This is a genomic window from Gracilimonas qinghaiensis, assembly GCF_046602855.1.
GTDB lineage: Bacteria > Bacteroidota > Rhodothermia > Balneolales > Balneolaceae > Gracilimonas.
In genome coordinates this window covers 686383-708706 of the sequence record NZ_JBKINJ010000001.1, presented here as the reverse complement: position 1 = coordinate 708706, position 22324 = coordinate 686383, and the positions used below count along the sequence as shown (strand labels likewise).

General features: G+C 43.1%; 15 protein-coding genes. 7 read left to right on the top strand and 8 right to left on the bottom strand.

The features are described from left to right. Positions 1–104 precede the first annotated feature (104 nt). Positions 105–1331 carry an FtsX-like permease family protein gene (locus ACKGJO_RS03190; RefSeq protein WP_411321950.1) on the top strand — a complete coding sequence of 409 codons (1227 nt, stop codon included), beginning with the start codon at positions 105–107 and terminating at the stop codon, positions 1329–1331. A gap of 363 nt (positions 1332–1694) precedes the next feature. On the opposite strand, the gene ald is transcribed toward ACKGJO_RS03190, so the two are convergent. Beyond that, positions 1695–2810: an alanine dehydrogenase gene (gene ald / locus ACKGJO_RS03185; RefSeq protein ID WP_411321949.1), complete on the bottom strand. Its 1116-nt coding sequence runs from the start codon at positions 2808–2810 to the stop codon at positions 1695–1697. 188 nt (positions 2811–2998) lie between these two features. Between ald and ACKGJO_RS03180 the strand changes: the two genes are divergently transcribed. After that, complete coding sequence (locus ACKGJO_RS03180) at positions 2999–5443, top strand: zinc-dependent metalloprotease (RefSeq protein WP_411323271.1); 2445 nt, start codon at positions 2999–3001, stop codon at positions 5441–5443. A gap of 49 nt (positions 5444–5492) precedes the next feature. Here ACKGJO_RS03180 and ACKGJO_RS03175 read toward each other — a convergent pair whose 3' ends face one another. Further along, complete coding sequence (locus ACKGJO_RS03175) at positions 5493–5756, bottom strand: hypothetical protein (protein ID WP_411321948.1); 264 nt, start codon at positions 5754–5756, stop codon at positions 5493–5495. Between the two features lie 174 nt (positions 5757–5930). Between ACKGJO_RS03175 and ACKGJO_RS03170 the strand changes: the two genes are divergently transcribed. The 5 genes from ACKGJO_RS03170 to ACKGJO_RS03150 all read left to right on the top strand — a co-directional run bounded on the left by ACKGJO_RS03170 (position 5931) and on the right by ACKGJO_RS03150 (position 16997). After that, complete coding sequence (locus ACKGJO_RS03170) at positions 5931–8024, top strand: sensor histidine kinase (RefSeq protein ID WP_411321947.1); 2094 nt, start codon at positions 5931–5933, stop codon at positions 8022–8024. Between the two features lie 14 nt (positions 8025–8038). Further along, positions 8039–9817, top strand: coding sequence for a FecR family protein (locus ACKGJO_RS03165; protein ID WP_411321946.1), 1779 nt, complete (start codon positions 8039–8041; stop codon positions 9815–9817). A 4-nt stretch (positions 9818–9821) separates the two neighbouring features. After that, entirely contained in the window at positions 9822–14024 is a 4203-nt protein-coding gene (locus tag ACKGJO_RS03160) for a PKD domain-containing protein (protein WP_411321945.1), read from the top strand. A gap of 106 nt (positions 14025–14130) precedes the next feature. Continuing rightward, a complete protein-coding gene (gene trkA, locus ACKGJO_RS03155; protein ID WP_411321944.1) occupies positions 14131–15483 on the top strand; it encodes a Trk system potassium transporter TrkA in 1353 nt (450 codons plus the stop codon). Beyond that, a complete protein-coding gene (locus ACKGJO_RS03150; protein WP_411321943.1) occupies positions 15483–16997 on the top strand; it encodes a TrkH family potassium uptake protein in 1515 nt (504 codons plus the stop codon). Before trkA ends, ACKGJO_RS03150 begins: the two co-directional genes overlap by 1 nt. Before the next feature lie 250 nt (positions 16998–17247). Here ACKGJO_RS03150 and ACKGJO_RS03145 read toward each other — a convergent pair whose 3' ends face one another. From ACKGJO_RS03145 to ACKGJO_RS03120, 6 genes are all read right to left on the bottom strand, one after another. After that, on the bottom strand, positions 17248–17901 hold the full coding sequence (locus ACKGJO_RS03145; protein ID WP_411321942.1) for a carboxypeptidase-like regulatory domain-containing protein: 654 nt from the start codon (positions 17899–17901) through the stop codon (positions 17248–17250). A 34-nt stretch (positions 17902–17935) separates the two neighbouring features. Next, on the bottom strand, positions 17936–18499 hold the full coding sequence (locus ACKGJO_RS03140) for a curlin repeat-containing protein (RefSeq protein ID WP_411321941.1): 564 nt from the start codon (positions 18497–18499) through the stop codon (positions 17936–17938). A 112-nt stretch (positions 18500–18611) separates the two neighbouring features. After that, positions 18612–19328, bottom strand: a complete 717-nt coding sequence (locus tag ACKGJO_RS03135) for a hypothetical protein (RefSeq protein ID WP_411321940.1) — start codon at positions 19326–19328, stop codon at positions 18612–18614. A 291-nt stretch (positions 19329–19619) separates the two neighbouring features. Beyond that, positions 19620–21008: a CsgG/HfaB family protein gene (locus ACKGJO_RS03130; protein ID WP_411321939.1), complete on the bottom strand. Its 1389-nt coding sequence runs from the start codon at positions 21006–21008 to the stop codon at positions 19620–19622. Further along, complete coding sequence (locus tag ACKGJO_RS03125) at positions 21008–21445, bottom strand: curli production assembly/transport component CsgF (protein WP_411321938.1); 438 nt, start codon at positions 21443–21445, stop codon at positions 21008–21010. The genes ACKGJO_RS03130 and ACKGJO_RS03125 overlap by 1 nt, the downstream gene beginning before the upstream one ends. 10 nt (positions 21446–21455) lie before the next feature. Next, on the bottom strand, positions 21456–22307 hold the full coding sequence (locus tag ACKGJO_RS03120) for a CsgE family curli-type amyloid fiber assembly protein (RefSeq protein ID WP_411321937.1): 852 nt from the start codon (positions 22305–22307) through the stop codon (positions 21456–21458). Positions 22308–22324: the final 17 nt, after the last annotated feature.

Sequence of the window (22324 nt, the reverse complement as noted above, 5' to 3'; positions counted from 1 at the left end):
CCGTTAATAATAAAAGCCTGTGATACTGGAATAAACCTGTAGCAAGGAACGATCACTTTGATCGATATACCAAAAACTACTAACGAATAACTAAGAATGAACTCATGAAATTTGAATGGTATCTCGCACTACGATATTTCAAGGGGTCCCGAAAGAGTTCAGGATTTCTTTCCTTTATCAAGTATATGTCTATTGCAGGAATTGCTATTGGTGCTGCCGGGCTTCTTATCGCCTTGTCTATCGTTCATGGCTTCAAATCCACGATCAACGGCAAGATCATGGAATTTGCTCCACACGTGACTATAAATTCATTTGTCAACCGCCCCATCGAGCGCGTTGATACCTTGATGACACATTTAGACCGCTATCCTGAGATCACCTTCAAGCAACCCGTTATTCAGGGGCAAGTGATGATCCAAACCCGGGACGGGGTAACCGGAACCACTCTTAAAGGGGTGAATCCTGAAATACCGGGTCACGGGGTTGCCAACTACCTGTCTGAAGGTTCCTACGGCCTAAGTGAACAAGAATCAGGATTACCGGGAATTGTTGTAGGAAGCGAAATGGCGGATGAATTACAGGCAGAAATAGGTTCTGTCATCACCGTATATACAATTGAGGGGATACCGTCTCTCATAAACTCCCCGGAGATTAAACAATTCAGATTAACAGGTGTCTATGAAACCGGCATCGAAATGTTTGACGGTGTTTTCGCTTTGGTAGACCGGAAGCACGCCCGCGCCCTTTTCAAATATTCTGAGACACAAGCCGATGCTGTAGAGATCCGGGTTAAAGAGGAAACCGATATTTCGGCCTTTAAGAAAACCCTGGGACAAACCATTATTTTCCCTTTCTACATTGAAACTATCTTTACGATCTTTGGTAATATTTTTGCCTGGGTGGAACTTCAGGAAAACATGATCCCATTGGTAATAAGCGGGATGATCATCGTAGCTGCTTTCAATCTTATCGGGGCCATACTAATGATGGTTCTGGAGCGAACACGTGATATAGGAATCCTCAAAACCATCGGCAGCAAGTCAAAGGCTATTCGCAGGGTATTTCTTTTTGAGGGATTACTCGTAGCCGGAGTTGGTTTGACCATTGGGATCTTTATATCCCTGCTCTTCTATTATTTGCAGGTCAACTATCAGATAATTCCCCTATCTCAGGAAAATTATTACATGAGCTATGCGCCCGTGGAACCACATCTTATCGATTTTGTGATCGTAACGATCGTAACCTTCTTTCTATCCGGTTTAGCCTCTTGGTTCCCAGCAAGAGTTGCTTCCAATACCGATCCGGTTAAGGTAATTACGTTTGGCAGATAAAATACATCAACTAATTTAAGCTTAATTTAAACAATATTTTACCTGTAGTAAGATCACTTCACTGAACCAACTCAGTGTTCTCATATATCCATCATTCAGCTAAGTTTATTCATGGAACACAGACTGAGGGTACCCCATAGAAAAACCTACACAGGGGACCATAATTTAATCATAATACTCAGGCGAATATTAAACTGCTGGCTCATTTCTTTTTCCAGATCTGGAAAAGGATTAAATCTAATTATTCAAGTATAGCAGCCGTACGGACTTTTAGCCATCAGACCGATCTCCTAAAAATCAACCGGTACAAAAAAGCCCGTATAGTTAGACTAAACGAGCTTGATATTTTTTGGTCAATAGAACTTATTTCAGAACGGAATTTACTTCCTCCCATTCCATATCAAATGCCTCGGCCACGTCTTTATAGACAATGGTTCCATTGGCAATATTCAAACCTCTCAGTAGATCATGGTCATCTTTCAATGCCTTTTTCCAGCCTTTGTTGGCGATCTGAACTGCATATGGCAGGGTTACGTTGGTAAGCCCCATGGTTGATGTATAAGGAACGGCTCCAGGCATGTTAGCCACACAATAGTGTACAATTTCATCCACTTCATATACAGGATCTTTGTGGGTGGTTGGTTTTGAGGTTTCAAAACATCCGTCCTGATCAATAGCCACATCAACGATAACTGTACCCGGCTTCATCAGCTTAAGCATATCTCTGGTGATCAAATGTGGGGCCTTGGCTCCGGGTATCAATACGGCACCGATAACCATATCCACGTGAGGAAGCATTTTTCTGATATTTGCCTCGGATGAAAACATAGTGGTCACATTCTTCTCCATCACATCATCAAGATACCGCAGTTTGGGCATGCTGATATCCATGATCGTTGTTCTTGCCCCCATACCTGCTGCGATCTTAGCGGCATTCACTCCTACAATACCTCCGCCAAGTACCAGTACATTAGCTGGAGGCACACCCGGAATCCCTCCCATCAGAACTCCCCGGCCACCCTTGGGTTTCTCCAGATAAACAGCGCCTTCCTGAGCAGCCATTCTGCCGGCAACTTCACTCATTGGGATGAGTAATGGAAGGGACCGGTCAGCTTTTTCAACCGTTTCATAGGCGATGGCAATAGATTTTGAATCTACCACAGCTTTGGTCAGCTCTTCATCAGCCGCAAAGTGAAAATAAGTGAATATGATCTGCCCCGCTCTCATTCTTGGGTACTCAACGGCAATAGGCTCTTTCACCTTCATGATCATATCCGCATTTTTCCAAACTTCCTCCACATCATCAATGATACTAGCTCCGGCATCAATATATTGCTGATCCGAAAAACCGCTTCCAACTCCGGCACTTTTTTCGATCAGAACATCATGTCCGTTACGTTTTAGCTGTGCCACACCGCCCGGCTGAATGGCAACTCGGTTCTCGTGTGTTTTGATCTCTTTTGGGACTCCAATAATCATGATGTTAGATTTAGTTAGGCTGTTAATTTTTGGGACGCAAAGGTAGGAATTTTTCAGGAAAACTGGGTAATGAAACTTTATGACTGACCTCCATTCGCAGGAATGTTATTTCATGTTAAAGACTTAATCCTTTTCTTAATTACCCCTACTTTCATTTAGGTAAAAATTTAAATCAATTAAAATCTATGATGCCAAGATCTTTCCTAAAACTTCTTTGGATTCTGATGCTGTCATTTGCCTTTGCAACAGCATGTTCAAGTTCCAAGCAGGCTACTTCAAACAATAACAGCAAACGGACTGCTTCACCTGATAATGGAGATAAAGCCTATTCCAGCGTAATAACAAAAGATGCTGAAACTGATGAGGGGCTTTTTGACGTCCACTGGGTTGATGACAAGTTGTATTACGAAATTCCGGATTCTCTTCTAAATCGTGAAATGTTGCTGGTGAGCCGAATTGCTGAAGTACCTACCGACTATTTCGGCTTTTTCTCGGGCGGTTCCAAAACAGCTGAACAGGTCATTACCTTTGAACGAAAAAGAGATAATATTCTTCTCAGAAAACAATCGTATAACGCGGTAGCCGCTGACACTCTCCCAATTTATCAATCTGTTAAAGCCAACAATTTTGCCCCTATTTTGGCCTCTTTCCCTATTGAAACCATAAATGAAGATTCAACGTCCATGGTCATAGATGTCACGGATTTCTTTACTTCTGATATTGAGGCCATCAGCGGTGCCATCAGCTTTTTAAGACGGCAATACCAGGTGCGCCGGCTTGATGGTGATCGTACGTATATTGAGAGCGCTAAAAGTTTTCCGGAGAACATCGAAGTGCGTCATGTACTCACGTACAATGCCGGCAATCCTCCATCTGATGAACAGACCGCTACCCTCTCAATGCTAATGAGTCAGTCTATGGTGCTGTTGCCGAAAGAACCCATGCGACCAAGATATGAAGACTATCGCGTAGGCTGGTTCACGGTAGACCAGATCGATTACGGTTCTGAAGCCCAAAAAGCAGAAGAGAAAAGCTACATCCGCCGCTGGAGACTGGAACCCAAAGATCCTGAGGCTTATGCGCGTGGTGAACTTGTAGAACCTGTTAAACCTATTGTCTACTACCTCGATCCTGCCACTCCAACAAAATATGTGTCTTATATAAAACAAGGGGTTGAGGACTGGAATGAAGCGTTTGAAGCCGCCGGCTTTAAGAATGCGGTTGTTGCAAAAGAAGCCCCATCGCCTGAAGAAGATCCTGACTGGAGTCCCGAGGATATTCGCTATTCCACCGTTCGCTGGGTAGCAAGCACAATCAGAAATGCCGTTGGTCCAAGCGTAAGTGATCCGCGCACCGGAGAGATCATAGAAAGTGATATCGTTTGGTATCATAACCATATGCGATCGTACCGTAATCGTTTGATGATAGAAACAGGTGCTGCCAATCCTGCTGCCAGGAAATTACAGCTGGATGATGACCTGATCGGTGAAACTATGCGTCGCGTGATATCGCATGAAGTGGGTCACGCTTTGGGGCTACCACATAATATGCAGTCCAGTTCAGCTTATCCGGTGGATTCATTAAGATCAGGAACATTCACCCAAAAATATGGCATAGCCACCACTATCATGGAATATGCCCGCCAGAACTATATTGCACAGCCTGGCGACGAGAATATCCGCTTCATCCGCAAAATTGGTCCTTATGATAAATATTCTATCAATTGGGGATACCGTGTGATCCCGGAAGCTGAAACTCCGGAAGCTGAAAGACCGATCCTGGACAACTGGATTATGGAAAAAGCCGGTGACCCGGTATATCGTTTTGCCTCTTCCACCGGTTATGACCCCTCTTCTCAAACGGAAGATCTTTCAAACGATCCGGTTCAGGCAAGTACCTATGGACTTATGAATCTTAAACGCGTGGTCCCAAATTTGATCGAATGGACCTCTACACCGGGTGAAGGTTATGATGACCTGGAAGAGATCTACGGTGAACTTGTCTTTCAATGGGCTCGCTATGCCGGGCATGTCTCTACCAATATTGGCGGAGTATACCAGAACAGAAAGAGTTCTGATCAGCAGGGTTATGTGTACACCCCTGTTTCTGAAAGCTACCAGAAGCAGGCTATGGAATTTTTGAATGAAAATGTATTTAGCACGCCTGAATGGCTGCTCGATAAAGATATCCTGCGTCGTATTGAACATAATGGTGCATTGGAAAGAGTAAAGAACCTGCAAGCCAGAATTTTGAATGATGTAATGGCCGCGGATGTCATGATCAGGCTCAACGAAAATTATGCCTTTGATGGTGATGATGCTTATTCACCACTGGAAATGTTATCAGACCTGAGACAGGGAGTTTGGAATGAGATCTACGATTACGAACCTGTTGATCCATATCGTAGAAATCTTCAGCGTTTGTATATCAACAATATCGCTTCCGCTTTCGAAAATAATGAGTCGGACCGGGTTGACATAGAAACATCTGATATTCGTTCTTTATTGAGAGTAGAACTGAACACCCTCAATGAAGATCTTGACCAGGCAAGTTCCAGAATATCAGATACCTTGACCAAGGCTCACATTGAGGATGTTCAGAGTCGAATTGATGATATTCTTGATTCAGAATAAGTTTTAGTCATCGCTAACACAGAAAAGCCTCTTTTAGCGAAGAGGCTTTTTATTTATGCTTTAATGCTTTGTGAATTCCCTTTTCAGTGATCCGAATATGTCCATATAAAAATGGGCCTCCAATGGAAGCAATAGAGATCAGATCACGCCCTTCCAAATACTGTAATAGGTTTTTCAGCTCAGAGCGATCAGACGCCAGTTCCTCCACCAGATCTTCAACCGGAATTTTTACATCCGTATCGTTGGCACACAACTCATACAAAATACCCAAAAGTTGTTTTGCTCTGTTATTAAAGTCTCCGCCAATAAGCATAAATCAATTAATTTAGTTGATCAAGAATCAACATCACAGCTAAAGAAAACGTTAAGTTAATGTTATGCCTTTGTTAAGAAGTTGATTTTTCCTCTCAGCTATACATTACAAATCATTAATAAAGTGTCTGTTTATTTAGTTAAAATGATCTTTATGTATTAATATTAGAGGATTATGCTTAACAATCTTACACTCCGAAAGAGGATCTTCATATTCTCTTCTCTGCTGCTGTTATTGGCTTTTACCCTGATATGGATCTTCGTACGTCCTCAGTACAAAGAAGCCATTATCAACGAACGAACTACCATAGTATCGCAGCTTCAGGAGTATTCTCTTCAGCGATCCGATCAGATCATCCGGAACTGGCTGAATGCCTCCAATTATATGACTGAGCAGATCAGCGAAAGTCCTGCACAAACTCAGGATATCATGTCGAGGACGCTGAACCTGACTCCGGGCTTGATGCGCATAACCATTACTGAAGACGGATCGACCGAGTCAGTTGATATACGACGATCAATTTACGACGAGGTCAACTTTTCGGGGATCACTTATCAGTGGATGCCCTCTAAACTGGATCCCGATATAAACGTAAGTTTTAGCAATGATCCTGTTTCAGGGAAATACTTTCTGGTAGCCCAAAAAGCCATACAGATCAGTCAGATCATTTATTTTGTTGACATGTATTTTGATGCCACTGCTATTGTGAACGACCTGATACAGATCCCACTTGGCGGAAATTATTCAGCAAACCTGATAACCGAAGGCGGGCGATCACTCCTGCCCTCAGAAAATGTATTGATACCTGAATCTGCTCTCAATGATGCCGGTTATTCTGATCTGAGTACTTCCAATATTGATGGTAAGGATTGGTTTATACTCAGTTCCAGGTTTGAAACACTACCTTACTGGCACACCGTTGCAGTTGAAGATACTTTCATTCTGAAACCGGTATATGACCTGATCACCTATTCCCTCGTCACCGGTGCCGTAATATTACTGATCCTGTTCTCGTTTAGCTGGTACGTAAGCCGAAGAGTAAATAAACCTGTGGAGCAGATCATCAGTGATGTTGAATACATGAGCACCCTGAATTTTGAACATCCTATACAGCCGGTTACCCTGCCTGAGTTCAGCTTGATGCAGACCACCTTGGAGAACATCCGGCTCACTCTGGAACGGTATCAGCGTATCAATGTAGAGAAGATCATTCTTGAGGAATGGAAGAACCGGTACATGATGACCTATTCTGAAGACCTGATCGGTATCCTTGATTCCAATAGAAAATTCAGTTTTATCAATAATAATTTTAAGCAATTACTGGAATCGATGCAGCTGGATCCTGACATGGCTCATCTTGATGACATCATCAACCATAACGATATATCACTCACAAAACTTGAACAGCGGGTCCACAATCCTGATCCTTACACAGTAAAGATCAGCAATTCGGAACTGGCTCATTTCCAGAATGAGAATAAGAGTGACTATTATGACTATCAATATGTGTCTATCATTGATAGGGATGACAAGGAACAAGCAGCCCTGATCATCCTGCACGATAAAACTGAAGACCGGCTCAATGATATTAAGCGAAATGATATGATCAATATCATAGCCCATGAGCTGAAAAATCCGATCACAAGTATCATGGGTCTTTCTGAGGTTCTTCAGGATTCCACATTCACTGACAAAAAGGAACGTGAAAACCTCCTAAACGAGATATTGTTGTCAGGTCGGCGAATGAAAACTCTGGTGAATCGTTTCCTTGATATTCAAAGGATCGAATCAGGGCGTGCTAACATTGAGTTCAAAAAAATTGACCTGTATGCTATCGTTGAAGAAGTAAAAAGCGTTAACCATCCGCTGCTTCTTCAGAAAGGAGTAGATGCTGAGATCGTACGTGAAGGTCGCGGTTTCAACGTAAAAGCTGACAGGGATCTGGTGTTTGATGCGGTCCAAAATCTACTAAGTAATGCGATCAAGTATGGAGAACCGGGCAGAACGATCGAAATAAAAGTTGCTAACCGTCCGGAATCTGTAAAATTAAGTGTTACGGATTATGGATATGGAATCAGCCTCGAGGAACAGAAGAAAATATTTGATAAATTCTACAGGGTTAAATCAAATAAAAAGGCTGCCCGTGAAAACGGGACCGGCCTTGGGTTAGCTTACGTTCGAGAGATCATAAATATTCACAACGGAGAAATTGAACTTGAATCAAATGAGGCAATAGGCTCGCGATTTACGTTGATTTTCCCGAAGTAAAGGGTAATGGGTAAATGAAACTGAGTTATATTAAAGTCTTTACCGGCTTTATTACTGCCATATTTATTGGTAGTGGCATTGCTATAGCTCAGGGTAACTCCATATCTTTTAAAGCTAACGACTTGCAAAGGGTAGCTGAAGAGTATACAGGAAGCACCGTCAACTGGCCACTTGTAGTTTCACTTGCCAGCCATGATACAGACGCTAATGTGTTCCGTATAACGCCTTCTCAGATACAGGAACTACAGAATTTTTCACAAATTCATGCCACAATTTCTGCTCAAAAGGAAAGAATTGGAGAACTGATCTCCAATGGTGCTACCGTGTTTGCTTCTATTGAATATCAAAATGCCCGACAATTGCTAAATGATTATAAGAAGGCGGTTAATGACGGGGAAATTGAGCGGGCTTTTTCACTGGGTAGAAGCATTCCAACTGCTGTAGACAGTATGGAATCAGCCTTAAATGCCAACCGTGTTGTAGATGTTCAGGCTCAGCTCTCCCAAAAAAAAGGTCGCGTTGACAAACGCAGCGGTTTACTTGGTTCCTGGGCCGATGCCATGCAGGGCGATCTCTTTGCACAATCTGATGGCATCAGGACATTTACCGAAAGCTATGCTCAGCTCTCTTTTGTAGATGGAAGTGATATTCAGGTTGAACCGAATACTGTGGCCGTGATCAGAAAATCACGTATCGATCGCCTTAATAATGCCACAGATACTGAGATCACTTTAGAGGATGGAGGTCTGCTTGCCAAACTTTCAGCTGCCGGTAAAGACCAAAGTCGATACGTCCTTAATGCCGGATCATCAGTCTCAGAGCTTCAAACACAGAACTTTTATGCTGAAACTGAAGAATCGGGACTTGTTAAACTGACCAACTATGACGGACAAGCGATCGTAAATTCAAATAACGTAACTATCACTATTCGCGAAAATGAAGGTACCGTTGTGGAACGTGGCAAAGCCCCACTGGACCCCGTTAAACTTTTGCCTTCTCCTGAGTTGACCTGGGCTACCACTGACTCTATCGTCAGTGATCAGGCTGTGATATTTTCTTACAATTCTATACCGGGAGCTCAAACCTACAGAATACAGTATGGAAGTGACCCAAGTTTTTCAGATGATGTCACAGAGGTAAGCACTGCTGATACTACCCTTGCATTCAACAACCTTCCCATGGGCATGACCTACGTTCGTGTACAAGCAATTGATGACCTGGGGCTTCGCGGGCCATATTCAAAAACAGCCAGGATCATTCGCACGGAAGACAAAGTGCCGCCTCCTATTTTTATTGATGACATAAACAACGATCTGCTCTTTGCCGTTAATAACAGTATTTCCATAAATGGAGCCACAGAACCTGAAGCCAGGTTCACAATCAATGGAGAGAAGGTTTCCGTGCAAACTACCGGAAGATTTTCTTACCAAACGGAAGTAAATGATAGTGAAACCACTTTGCAACTTTCCTCAACGGATCCTTCCGGTAATACAACCCGAAGAGTTTTAAGAGTTGTAAATTTAACTAAAAACAAGGTATTTAACTTTAAATTAAGAAGTGCGTCAGGCAGTGATCTATCTTCAATACGTTCCGGTACTACGACATTCTCTGGTAACTTGTATCCCGGTATTGAGATAGTCCTGACTAATAATGCATCAACCAGATCTGTCAGAACAGATTTCAATGGAAAATGGGCTGTAACTTTGAGTCTGCAGTCCGGCGATCTCGAGATCCTATTCAGAAATGCAGAAACCGGCGAAACCTATTTTTCGAATTCTTATTCGGTCGAATAATTACATGACAAAATTTTTCTACAGAACCTTATTATTGATTTCAGCTTTTGTACTGTTTGCACCCGCCTTGCCGGCTCAGGATCTCTTTGTGGCAGTGTCGGGAAACCAAAGTGACCACGCAATGCAGACCATAGACCTGTGGATACAGCCTGAAGATGGAGCTTCCCAAGGTACACTTCAGATCTTTGACGCTGCAACAGGCAGCAAAATTGACCTGCTTTCAGGTAATGCCAATACGCTCACTTCTTTTGAGCTTTATAATTTCAACGACCTGTACAGGCTGGCAGATAGACAACCGGTTAAAAGAAATACTCCGGGAAATCCTTTAAAATCTATTGAGGTCCAAAATGAGGCATCATACAGCAATTCCTGGCAGAACTTATCTGATATTACTGAAACACAGAACGGATATATTTTACGGGTCAGTGTCGTGTCCGGAAATGATCTCAATAACTTTAAAGTAAGGGTTCTTTCTCCTTCCGGAACACAAAGTACTAACTGGACCCTGCTCAGTATTGACCTGTCTGTCAGTGTTTCAGGTCTTACAAATAGCCGTTCTCTTCAGGTCAAACCATACATTACAAGCACAGAGAACGACGGTTTGATCTTGAATTCATCAAATGACATGAGGATAAATTTTTTGGATAGATTCGGCCGATTTTACGAGTTGGATGGATCAGCTATTCCTGAATCTGCATTTGACACTCAAAATGAATGGGTTCTTTCAGTCGGTGGTAATGAACAGGCATTTACTGTTTTTTCATTAATTTCTGCTGACCAACCCAAAACTTGGCATTTAGACCCTGTATTGACTCCATTTCAGGATCCACAGATCACATTACAACAACGCCCCACCCAAACTTGCTCTGAGAAATCATTTGAGCTGACAAGCCCTTTTCTGAATTCAGCTAATTTTAGAAATACCCGATGGCAGGTGAACGGAGAAACCAGGGCAACCGGTGCCGGTCCTTCACTTCTATTTCAATCGCGTGGAGAAGTTGATCTGACAATCCGGGTTCCTAATACCATTTTTTCATTTCCCGAGGAATGGATCATAAACAGAACCGTTCAGATAAACGAACCACCCATTGCTCGTCTGAATGTCGCAAAAACGGATATTGCCCTTAGTGAGGTACTCACTCTCTCCGCCTCTGATTCTTATGATATGCAGGGTAAACCACTGAATTTCTTTTGGTTTGTGAATGGCGAACTGCAGGCTACCTCTCCATCCTTTAATTTTTCTACCACTCAGCCGGGCACCTACATCATATCAGTCCGCGTAAACAATGGTGGTGATATCCCAAACTGCAGCAACAGTCAGAGACAGGTCCGTATTGAGGTCTCAAATAAGACACAGGTCACAGATCCGGACGGGGGATCAGGGCGTCAGATAGTAGCACCAAACATTACCTCTACCGGAAAGATCAGTCTTACCTACAACAACGGTGATAATCCGTTACCCTCAAATTTCAATTACACCTGGAATATGGGTGATGGCACCATACTCAATGGAATAAATGCTGACCATACGTATCAGGAGCCGGGTACATACGAAGTCACTCTTACCATAGATGATGGCAGAGGTCGGGCCAACAGTGCACAGGTCAGAACCCATACGGTCATTGTGAATGAGTTTCCTGAAGCTGTTTTTGAGGTTTCCGATATCATCCCTTCTAAAGTGCCATTCAGACTGGATGGAACAGCAAGTTTCGATGAGGATGGCATCATAACCAGGTATGAATGGTTTTTAGATGGGCAATCTTTTGCAGCAGGACCCAATCCTGAAGTTGTCATCAACGAGCCCGGTGAACATGTCATAACTCTAAAAGTGCAGGATAACTCCGGCAATGAGATCGCTCAAAGTTTGACAAGCCGAACGGTATGGGCCAACCATGCGCCTGTCATCAGATGGGAAGTTTCTCCGGATGAAATTGGTCAGGGAGAGGAAATTACCTTAAACGCAGGTGGAACTTACGATCCCGATGGAGAGATACAGCGCATTGAATGGACCTTTGAAGATGGGAGAACGTTTCAGGGACAGGAAGTCAAAGTCAGTTTTCAGGAAAGCGGAGTCCATTACTTTACAATCACTGCGGTTGATAACCAAGGTATCGCAAATTCAGAAAAGACCGTAGAGGGTACCATAAACGTAAATCACGCTCCGTACATCGTGACCGAATCTGTGATAAGGTCTAATTCACTGGATGTGACCCTTGATGCCACTTCAACTTACGATGCCGATGATGATCCCCTCAGTTTCGAGTGGACACTGCCTGACGGCTCAAAACGAACAGAATCCAGCTTCAGCTGGAAAGCACCCGAATTTGGCGTCCATATTTTCAACCTGAAAGTGAATGACGGAACCGGTCTTGAAAACAGTTCGGCTGAAAAAACCATACGAGTGCTTATCAATCGACCGGTACAGGCTGTTGCTGATTCAGTCGTTATCTCATGTGCCGGGCAAACCATTCTCTTCAACAGTTCACAAAGTTACGATCCTGATGGAGATCCCTTTGATGTTCAATGGGATTTTGGAAACGGAGACAGCTCTGAAAGTGCCAATCCATCTTATGTGTATGATCGGCCGGGAATCTATGATGCTATTTTAAGCATGACCGACGGTATCTCAAATAAAACTACGGTAACAAAAATACCCGTTATCATCGAAGGCTCGCCTGTCGCCAAGATGAATGTAACCGACACCACTGTTTGTGTAGATACCGCTCTTGAATTCGACGGCTCAAACAGTGTGGATCCCTCCGGAGCCCTGCCCTCCTTATTGTGGGACTTTGGGGACGGAACCATCGAATCCGGACCCAAGATCCGTCATGTCTTCACTGAGGCGGGCATATTTCCGGTAACCCTTACTGTCGAAGGATCCGGATCGGTCAACTGTGGCAACACCAATCAAACACGGGCTGTGGTCAGAGTCATAGAAGGACCGAAAGCGAGATATGAGGTCCCTGAGTGGATAGAACCCGGAGAAACGGTTCGGCTTGACGGAAGCAACTCCTCCGCTGAAGAAGAGCTGAATGTTGTTGAATGGCAAATTCAAAAAGATGACAGCCTCATTGAAAAGTCCGGTTTTATAGCTGACCACCGGTTCAATGAACCCGGCGAATACCTGGTGACTTTAAATCTGCAGACCGGCTCAAATGCAACCTGTAATTCTGCCAGCCTGACCAGATCCATCAGGGTAAATGCCCCACCTGTCATTGAGTGGGAACTCCCCGAAAAAGCCGCAGCCGGGAGTGACATCGAGCTGAACGCCATGAATTCTTACGACCCGGATGGTTACATAAAAGAATACAAATGGTTTTTAGATGACGAATTGATTAGTAAAAACGCAGCCGAACTGATAAAAGCAATAGAGCCCGGACCTCATACTGTAAGGCTGGAGATCACGGATAACAGCCCCACCACAAATAACCGTGCTATTGCTGAAAAGACCTTTATTGCCAACAATTCACCTAAGCCAGAGATCAGAACTTCAAGAGCAGGTTATATCGGTGAACCGATCACTTTATTTGCCAGCCCGGATAGAGATGCGGATGGTCAGGCAGTCACCAATACCTGGCTTGTGGATCATCAGCCCCTCAATGGCAATGTATTCACTCCAACTGAAGCCCGAAAACACCGCATAACCCTGCTTCAGGACGATCTTCAAAATGCCCCAAATTCTGTTGATTCCGCCATTGTGGAGATCACCCCAAAAAACATCCCTGAAATCTATCCAAGATACCCAAAAGCTATTATCTCAGGCTATTCACTAACTACTGAAGAACTTGGAATCAGCTCTGATTGGAGATTTCAAAATGGAACCGCATACAGATCAAGTTGGACTGCAAGAGAAACCGGTGAGCAAGAGCTACGCATTTACTGGTTCTATGAAAATGAGCCGATCTACTATCGGGCCTTCCCGATAAATATTAAGCCCGCCCTTTCATTTGAACAGACACAATCAACCATACAGGCAGATTTCACCCCTGCAAATCCTGAAAAGATCATTGATGCCCCCGCTTTAAATAGATCTGCAAAAGAGGTTCGTTTTACATGGTTCACTGAAGATGGTCAAATAGTAGGCTATGGACCGCAAACGGAACTTGCTTTATCTGAGGGTGAAAACAGATTCAAAGTTATAGCTGAGGATATTGATACCAAAGGTTCACAAGCCGCTGAAACTGTCCTGATCGTTATTGCTGAATAGGTAATTGGTGTTCTAGCTCTCAAAAATTTAGGCATGTATAACATTTTCTTTTGACCTCAAATCATGGTAACATTGGTTGCTTTTTGAATTAAAAAAACACTGACTATTGAAGATCGTAATTATTGGTGGCGGAGAAATTGGTTATGACTTAGCCAGTGTTCTTTCGTCAGAGAAACATGATGTAACTGTACTTGACCGTGATAAAACGGCATTATCACGAGTTGCGGATTCCCTTGATGTTTTGACTGTTGAAGGCAACGCAACTTCCGTTAAAGATTTGGTTTCTGCCACTGCCGGTGAAGCTGAAATACTTATCTGTGTCACCAGCATTGATGAGGTGAATATGATCGCCGGTATGATAGGAAGACGTTTGGGCGCCAAAATGGTAATAGCCCGAATACGCAGTGATGAATTCTCTGATGATAATGCCCCCCTCACCCCATCTGATTTAGGGATAGATGTAATGATCCATCCTGAACTAAGTGCCGCACACGAGATCGCACAGTTGCTTAAGAGATCATCAGCCAGTGATGTCATCAATCTTGCCGATGACCGTATGCAGCTCATTGGTATCCGTCTCGAAAAGGATTCTCCTCTTATAGATAAATCGCTTACTGAGTATGCAGCCAACTATCCCGAATTAACGTTCCGTGTTGTGGCAATTGGAAGGCGGGGGCGAACAATTATACCTACCGGTTCCGTAAAGTTTCAGAATTATGATCAGATCTTTGTTCTGGCTGAAACGCAGGACATCAATGATGTCATTAAGACCACGGGGAAAAAAGAAAAGGAACTGAACTCAGTGATGATAGCCGGAGGCTCAGGCATGGGAGCTATGATCGCAAAAATATTAGCTGAAGACCCTGCAAAGACCTGGTCTGTAAAACTGATAGAGCCTGATTACGACAAAGCAGAACAGCTTGCCATAGATATGAAAGAGATCATGGTTCTGCATGGCAACCCAACTGACCCTGATCTTCTCGTCACAGAAGGCATCAATGAAATGGATGCTTTTATTGCCGTTACTGACGATGAGGAATCCAATATTATATCCTGCCTGATGGCCAAACACCTTGAGGTCAAAAAAACGGTGGCACTTGTTTCAAAACCGGACTTTATACCCCTGGCTCAAACCATTGGGCTTGATGCCGTCATAAATAAGAAAGTAGCAGCTTCTAACGAGATACATCGCTACGTAAGGCGCGGAAGAGTGATATCGGTTACCGAGTTACGGGGAATTAAAGCAGAAGTCATTGAACTTCAGGCCACCAAAGAATCAAAGATCACTAAAAAACCCATCAAAAAGCTTAATTTACCGGAAGGATGCGTGATCGGTGGCGTCTTACGTAACGGTGATGTGGAAATTGCCACCGGTGAAACGCAGATAAATGCCGGCGATCGTGTCATAATTTTCTGCCTGCCTTCAGCCGTTGACAGAATAACCAAGCTTTTTCAATAATGGCTCCATTTTTTAAAAGTAAAGCACCACGTGCCAATATCGATTTCCTTGTTGTTCTGGGAGTCCTGGGGGCCTTCATATTCTTTATGGGCTTTGCTCTCTTGACACCTGCAATTATTGATCTTGTATACGGTCAGAATACCTGGCATTCATTCCTGATATCTGCAGGAATCGCCTTTACCGTTGGCGGTACGCTCTGGTATTTCTTTAAACCTGATCATGAACTCAGAATACGTGAGGGTTTTCTGATCGTAAGTCTGACTTGGTTTACTCTGTCTATTGTCGGAGCCCTGCCGTTTGTGATATCAGGTGTCCTGCCCTCTTTTACAGATGCCGTTTTTGAGACTATGAGCGGACTTACAACCACCGGTTCCACCATTCTTGGGGGTACAACAACCGATGGATTCAGCAACCCACTGATCGAGGATATTCCTAAAAGCTTTTTATTTTGGCGTTCTCTGGCACACTGGCTGGGCGGTATGGGTATCATCGTACTGTCTCTTGCCATTCTTCCTCTATTGGGAATTGGCGGTATGCAGCTCTTTCAGGCTGAGTCCCCGGGTCCTACAGCCGATAAACTGACACCACGCGTACAGGAAACTGCAAAACTGTTATGGGTCGTTTATCTGGCTTTTACAGCAGCTGAATTTCTATTGTTATGGGCACACCCTGCCATGGACTGGTTTGAGGCTATCAATCATGCCTTTTCAACATTGGCAACCGGCGGTTTTTCCACTAAAAATGGAAGTATTGAAACTTTTAACTCAGCTTATATTGACTGGGTGATCATCATTTTTATGTATATAGCAGGGGTTAACTTTGCCATGCACTTCAGGTTATTCAGAGGCGATACGGAATCGTTTTTCTCAAATCGTGAAATAAGATTCTATACCTTGATAATCGGTATTGGAGTCGTCATCGTATCCGGTTCACTATGGCTTGTTGATAATTATGATATTCTTGAAGCCTTGCGTTACGGAGCGTTTCAGGTCCTGGCTATCGTCACTACAACCGGGTTTGGTACCGATGATTATGAATTATGGAATAGTATAGGCGCTTTTTTCCTCTTTCTCTTGTTCTTTACCGGCGGGTGTGCCGGTTCAACCGGAGGTGGCATTAAGATGATGCGGTGGATGGTACTGATCCGTAATACCGGAAGAGAGATCAAGCAGATCATGCATCCAAAAGCTATTCTGCCGGTTCGAATTGGAGATCAGACCATCAGTCAGAATATACAGAGGACCGTACTTAGTTTTTTCATCCTGTATATCTTCATATTTGCCACAGGAGCCTTTATCATCAGTTTGTTCGGGTACGACATCATGTCGTCGATCGGGGCGAGCATAGCGGCCATTGGGAACATTGGTCCGGGCTGGGGTGACTTTGGGCCCACTGATAACTTTGCCGGTTTACCCTATGCGGCCAAATGGGTCCTCATCATGCTGATGATGGTTGGGCGACTTGAGATCTTTACCGTGCTGATCATCTTCTCACCGGCCTTCTGGAGACAATGATCTTCAGTGAGCAGTTAGCAGTTAGCAGTTAGCAGTTAGCAGTTAGCAGTTAGCAGTTAGCAGTTAAATTGTATAGTTATCCTGATTTCAACACAACAGCTAAGAATATGTCATCCTGAGCGCTTTAGAAGCTTTCTGAGTATAATTTGTTGAACGCGAAGGATCTCAAATGATGCTACAACCCAGTCGTTTAAACATAGTGAGCCTAAGCGGGACACAAAAGATGAGTTTTATCTGGAACTCAGGCTATTTAGTTGCTTCCTGAATCATCGCCGGAGCCTTCGGAGAACCAGGTTTTTTCGATGAGTACGTCGCTGGCCGTTTCGGAGCGGATGTATTTCCTGAATTCACCGTAATTCTTTTGATCTACTTTTAGGTCCGTGCCGGCTGCATCAAAATAGTAGGTATTGCCCCCGGTTGTGATCTCGAAATAGACCTCGTATTCATCCACATCCGTGCGTTCGCTGATATTTTCTACCGAATACTCCACCTCAACAAAGGAGCTGTCCCCGCTTTGTGCATTAAACCAGGAATCAACGGTTGCCCGCAGTACATTTTCTTCGGCAGGCGGGTCCTCTTCTTCAGCTTCGAGTAGCAAGTCTGCTCTTACACTCTTCCACTCACCCACAGAGACGCTCACCGAGTTATTTTTGTATCCCGGTTTTCTGGCCTGAACTGTGTAACTGCCAACCGGTGCTTCTGCGATTTGAAAAGCCCCATCATTCTCTGTAAGTATAGCAACCGTGGGAGGAGTTGTAGTAACGTTTACACTTCCAATGCCGTCTCCCGTCTCACTGTCAATCACTCTTCCATTAATACCACCATATTCATCTACGCCAACATTGTCTTTTGCACAGGATACCAGAAAAAGTATCAGTAACACCTGAATAAATACTGCCTTCATACTTCGATTTTTACGTCTGTTAAAATGATATGTTTTAATTGCTTTCAATAATTAAGTCGAAACCCTGACCTATTTGTTCGATCATTAATCCCATCGAATTTGGCCCCTGAAGCGTAAAAGATAACCCATTTCCGCTTTGAGTATAATTGTTTTGATACCCATTGGTAAATATTCCCCCTACAAACTTATTTTCATTTCCTTCTTGTAACAGCCCGTATTTGTTATCATCTCCTATGATCTTCAGCAAGGCAAAATTATCGTCACCGTACTGCTCTACACCGGCCTCATTACGATCACCTAATATGGTAACATAAGCATTATTGCCATTTCCGGTTTGTGAAATACTCGCAATATTATCGTTGCCAAACTGATTGATAATTGCGGTCTGATCCGCCTGCATAATAGAGTTTATGAACGTGTTGAGTGCGGTTAGAGGCCTCCCCATAGACACATATTGCTGACTTCTTTGCTTAACAGCATCGTTATGCTCTATGGAAACCTGCTCAGGAAATATATCGACGTCTCTTTCCACACCTTGTGCAACAACGGTACCTGTTATTAATACGGTAAATAATAAAATAGTTAGGAATTTTTTCATGATGGTAACCTACTATAATTGTTGAAATACTTCAGTTAGAATGTCTTAGTGAATAGGCTACAGCCCTATCAAGGCCATAGCCAAAATTAATTTTGTGAAATGGATCAAATAATTAATTTTGATACACAGTGGAAGTATTATTCGTACCAGTTTGTGTAATATTCGCAGTATTATTATCTGAATATTGGTCTACTCTGAGCCAATGACCTCCACCAGTTTGTCGAGTGATTGCACTATTATCATCGGAATTCAATTGATAAATTAATGCTGTTGCTGCACCTTGATTCTGTCTAGCATCTATAGAATTACGATTTCCTGTTTGAATGAAGTCCATTAGTAAAGTACTAAAACTAGTACCACCATTCTGATTTGATAAAATATCATTATTGTTTCCCGTTTGTACAGCTGTAAATGTTGCATTGTCATTATGATCTTGAAACATATCAACAGTGTTATAGTTTCCAGTCTGTACTAAAGTGGCATAATGATCAGTATCATTTGGACCTTTTTGCATCATATCAGCTTCGTTTCTATAACCATTTTGCCTAACATCGGCATAATCGCCATTTCCACCTTGGTCTAAATCAACGCGGTTATAGTTACCATTTATTTGCTGAACAAAGGCATAATTATCTTCAGCAGGATCAGTTGAAAAAATCTGGTCTACTGCTTCTTGATCAACTGTAGCTTGGTTACCGATGCCATTATCTTGCTGAACTGTAGCTACATGGTCATCTCCAATCTGGTTGATGGTTGCTTGGTTACTTTGTGCAAACGCCATTCCTGTGGTAAAAAGAACGGCTGCGAGTACTGTCATTAGTCGTTTCATAGTGTATCCTATGTTTTTGTTATTGTTGTTAAGTTTACCCCGCTTAAGAACCAATACCCCGGAGGGTAACCGGCCCAAAAAGCCGCGGGACCTCACTTTTGTTTAGTTGTGAGAATCATTAAGGGATAAGCAAAAACGCAAACATAGAATACGACACATAAAATTTGTACCTTTCATGCTTCGCATCTCGGCGTCGTGGTGTCCGAATTTACCGTTTGGTAAATATCCCCGGCGTCGTTTTGCGTTTTTATCTTATCTTATATTCTTTTCTTCATCTGTTAGTATTTGTTTTTATTTGAAATACGTCCATAATTTCGGTTTAAACACGATCCCGGCCTTCACACTCCAGAACTGATCGTTATACCCTTCCATCGTCACACCATCCAGGTCATCCGATAGCATATACCGGTAATTCGCAGATAGTTTAAGACCCAATACCTTATTAAAGCGATAATCGAGCCCGCCTTTAAAAGATGTGGTGAAATAAACCTGTCCGTTTAAAAAATCATGTTGTTTATCATAGGCCATGGCTCCAAATCCGGCCGACAAGAAAGGTGATATCTTATTTTCAGGCAGTAAATAACTATTCATGAATAACTCACCAAGGGTGATCGGTTCTGAGAAAGCGTTGTAGGCGCCTACAGCAGTACGTTCGATATTTGCCTGAGCACTGAATCCTGAAAACAAGCTTCGTTCGATCATGAAATTAAATCCCGCGTACCGTTCCGGATCAGCGTAGTTCCCTAAATGACTTGAGACAAGAGCATTTGTATTTAAAAACCATCCTTTTCTCAAATTATCCTGCTCCAGCAATCCGAAATAATTACGGTTCATCTGCTCTTGCCGCTCCTTTTCAAAATTGAAGGCCAGTTTATAATCTTCTAATGACTGTGGATCTTTGGGTGTCCATATACCTTCCTCTGCCCCTTCCACGATCAGCTGCTTAACCGCTTCATCAATAGCTTCGGTCACAGCCATCACCGGAGGTTCATTGTAGGTGTACCCGGTCTCGGCTTCCAGAATGCGGTTCGTGTCTACGTACCGGAATACACCGCTTTCAAGCTGCTGAGAAATGATGGATTTTGTGGTATGTACTGTCTTCAGAACCCGTCCGCTTTGAGTGGATACAGCCCGGAGATAAATAGTTACCTGATCTTTTCGATAATTCGTGGAACCTCCTGTGGCCATATATCTTACGCCAGATCCACCGGTGATCACATTGGTATCATATCCGATCACCCCACCTTCCAGGATAACCCCGGCAAATAACAATGGTGGTAAAGGCTCAGGTCCGTTTGGGCCCGCATTTTGATTTCTAATAGACTGTATGATCTGTCGTTCATTCAGCAGATTGGAAATACCCTCCCTTTCAATTGGAATGAACCAGCCGGATTCTTCCATGGATTTGATCAAAATGGAAGTAGCTCCCTGGGTCACAGCTGTTGACCAACTGGCAATATTTTCCGAAGGCTTATACTGACCGGTTTGATCCCTGAATCGGTATACGGCTGCCACCACCTTGCTTTCAGGCTCGGGAAGCTGTTTCAGGTCTTCGTAAGATCGGCTTATAATTCCCCGAGATGCCTCATCTGTATGCATAGGCATCATGGTTCCTGTACAGTTGGTCAGGAGTAATCCAACAAAGAGTATAAAGGTGATATGTTTTAGGCTACTGCTCATTAACTGCCAAAATTAGGTATGGTTATATTCGTTTCATCGCCTGTCAGAATATTGAAGATCCTGATCTGCACCCCATCCGTACCGGGAGTGACCTCGATCGTGAATTCCCCAAATTCAAACCGTGAGTCCTCAGAGAAATCGGAATCCAGTCCCAATTGATTGCCCACTATGTTACGGGTGATCTGTGATAGAACCTGACGCTGAAGTGATTGTTCAAAATCAGCCAAGGGATCTCTTTCAAAAGCAGACCGACCGGATTCACTGAATTTATTCTGTGTATTGGCCGAGCTGTTCAACCACTGAAAGTTGATCGGATTTCCCCCAAAGGCGGGGTTCTTTGGTGTATAAACAAAATCCTGAGCTCGCAGATCACTCAACCCAATAGCAAAAACTATTAAAAAAGCACTGATCGATATTTTATATAAGGTGTTTCTCATAATTTCATGCTTAGTATATAGTTAACCCGTCTTTATTTCTTTGGAGATAACTGTATGAATACCTCACGGCATCCTTTCCTGCATCTTCAATCATCTGAAATCTTGGTTGTAATCTAGATTGATAAGTATATGTATCATTAATTTTGACAGAGACAATGGTACCAAGAGAAGGAGCGGGTTTTTCAGTAATTGTAATGGTATAGTTATAAGCCTCTTCAGGAGGTGACCAATACTGATAAAATACATTGTAGAAATCTCGCCCGATCTTACTGATAGTCTCATCCAAGACCATTCCATCCACTTCCATCCTGAATGGCTCAAGATCTTTCTTTTCAGCAGCCTTTTCGGCCTCTACCAGTTTTTGAAAAGCCTCCCTGAATTCTTCAAGCTTACGCTCATCTTCAGCCGGCGTACTGATGGCTTCATTACTGCCTAAGCTCACAGTCAACTGTTCAGAATCTATCATTTTTTGGATATCTACACGAACCAGGTACTCTTTCTTAACTTTGGAAACATTCACCATTTCATTAGCGCAAAATGGTTTATTAAGTACTGCTTCTACAGAATGTGAGGAAGCACTAAATTCAGCGATCCTGCTTGGAATTTTTATAGACTGCCTCGGATAGATAAGGTGAGGATTATCCATATCGTCTGCATTCGCGATATAGATATATTCCCAAAAGCGATAATCACCAAGGCTCTTTGCTATGTTGTAAAGGTTATCCCCTTCTACAACCGTATAAGATCTGGTTTTATCACTGCATTGATAATTGTCTGCTTGAGCGATTAAAGTACTCGTAAATACTACACTGAAAAATAATAAATACCCTAACTGCTTAACAGCGTGTATTGTTTTACCCACAATTCAAATCCCCATTT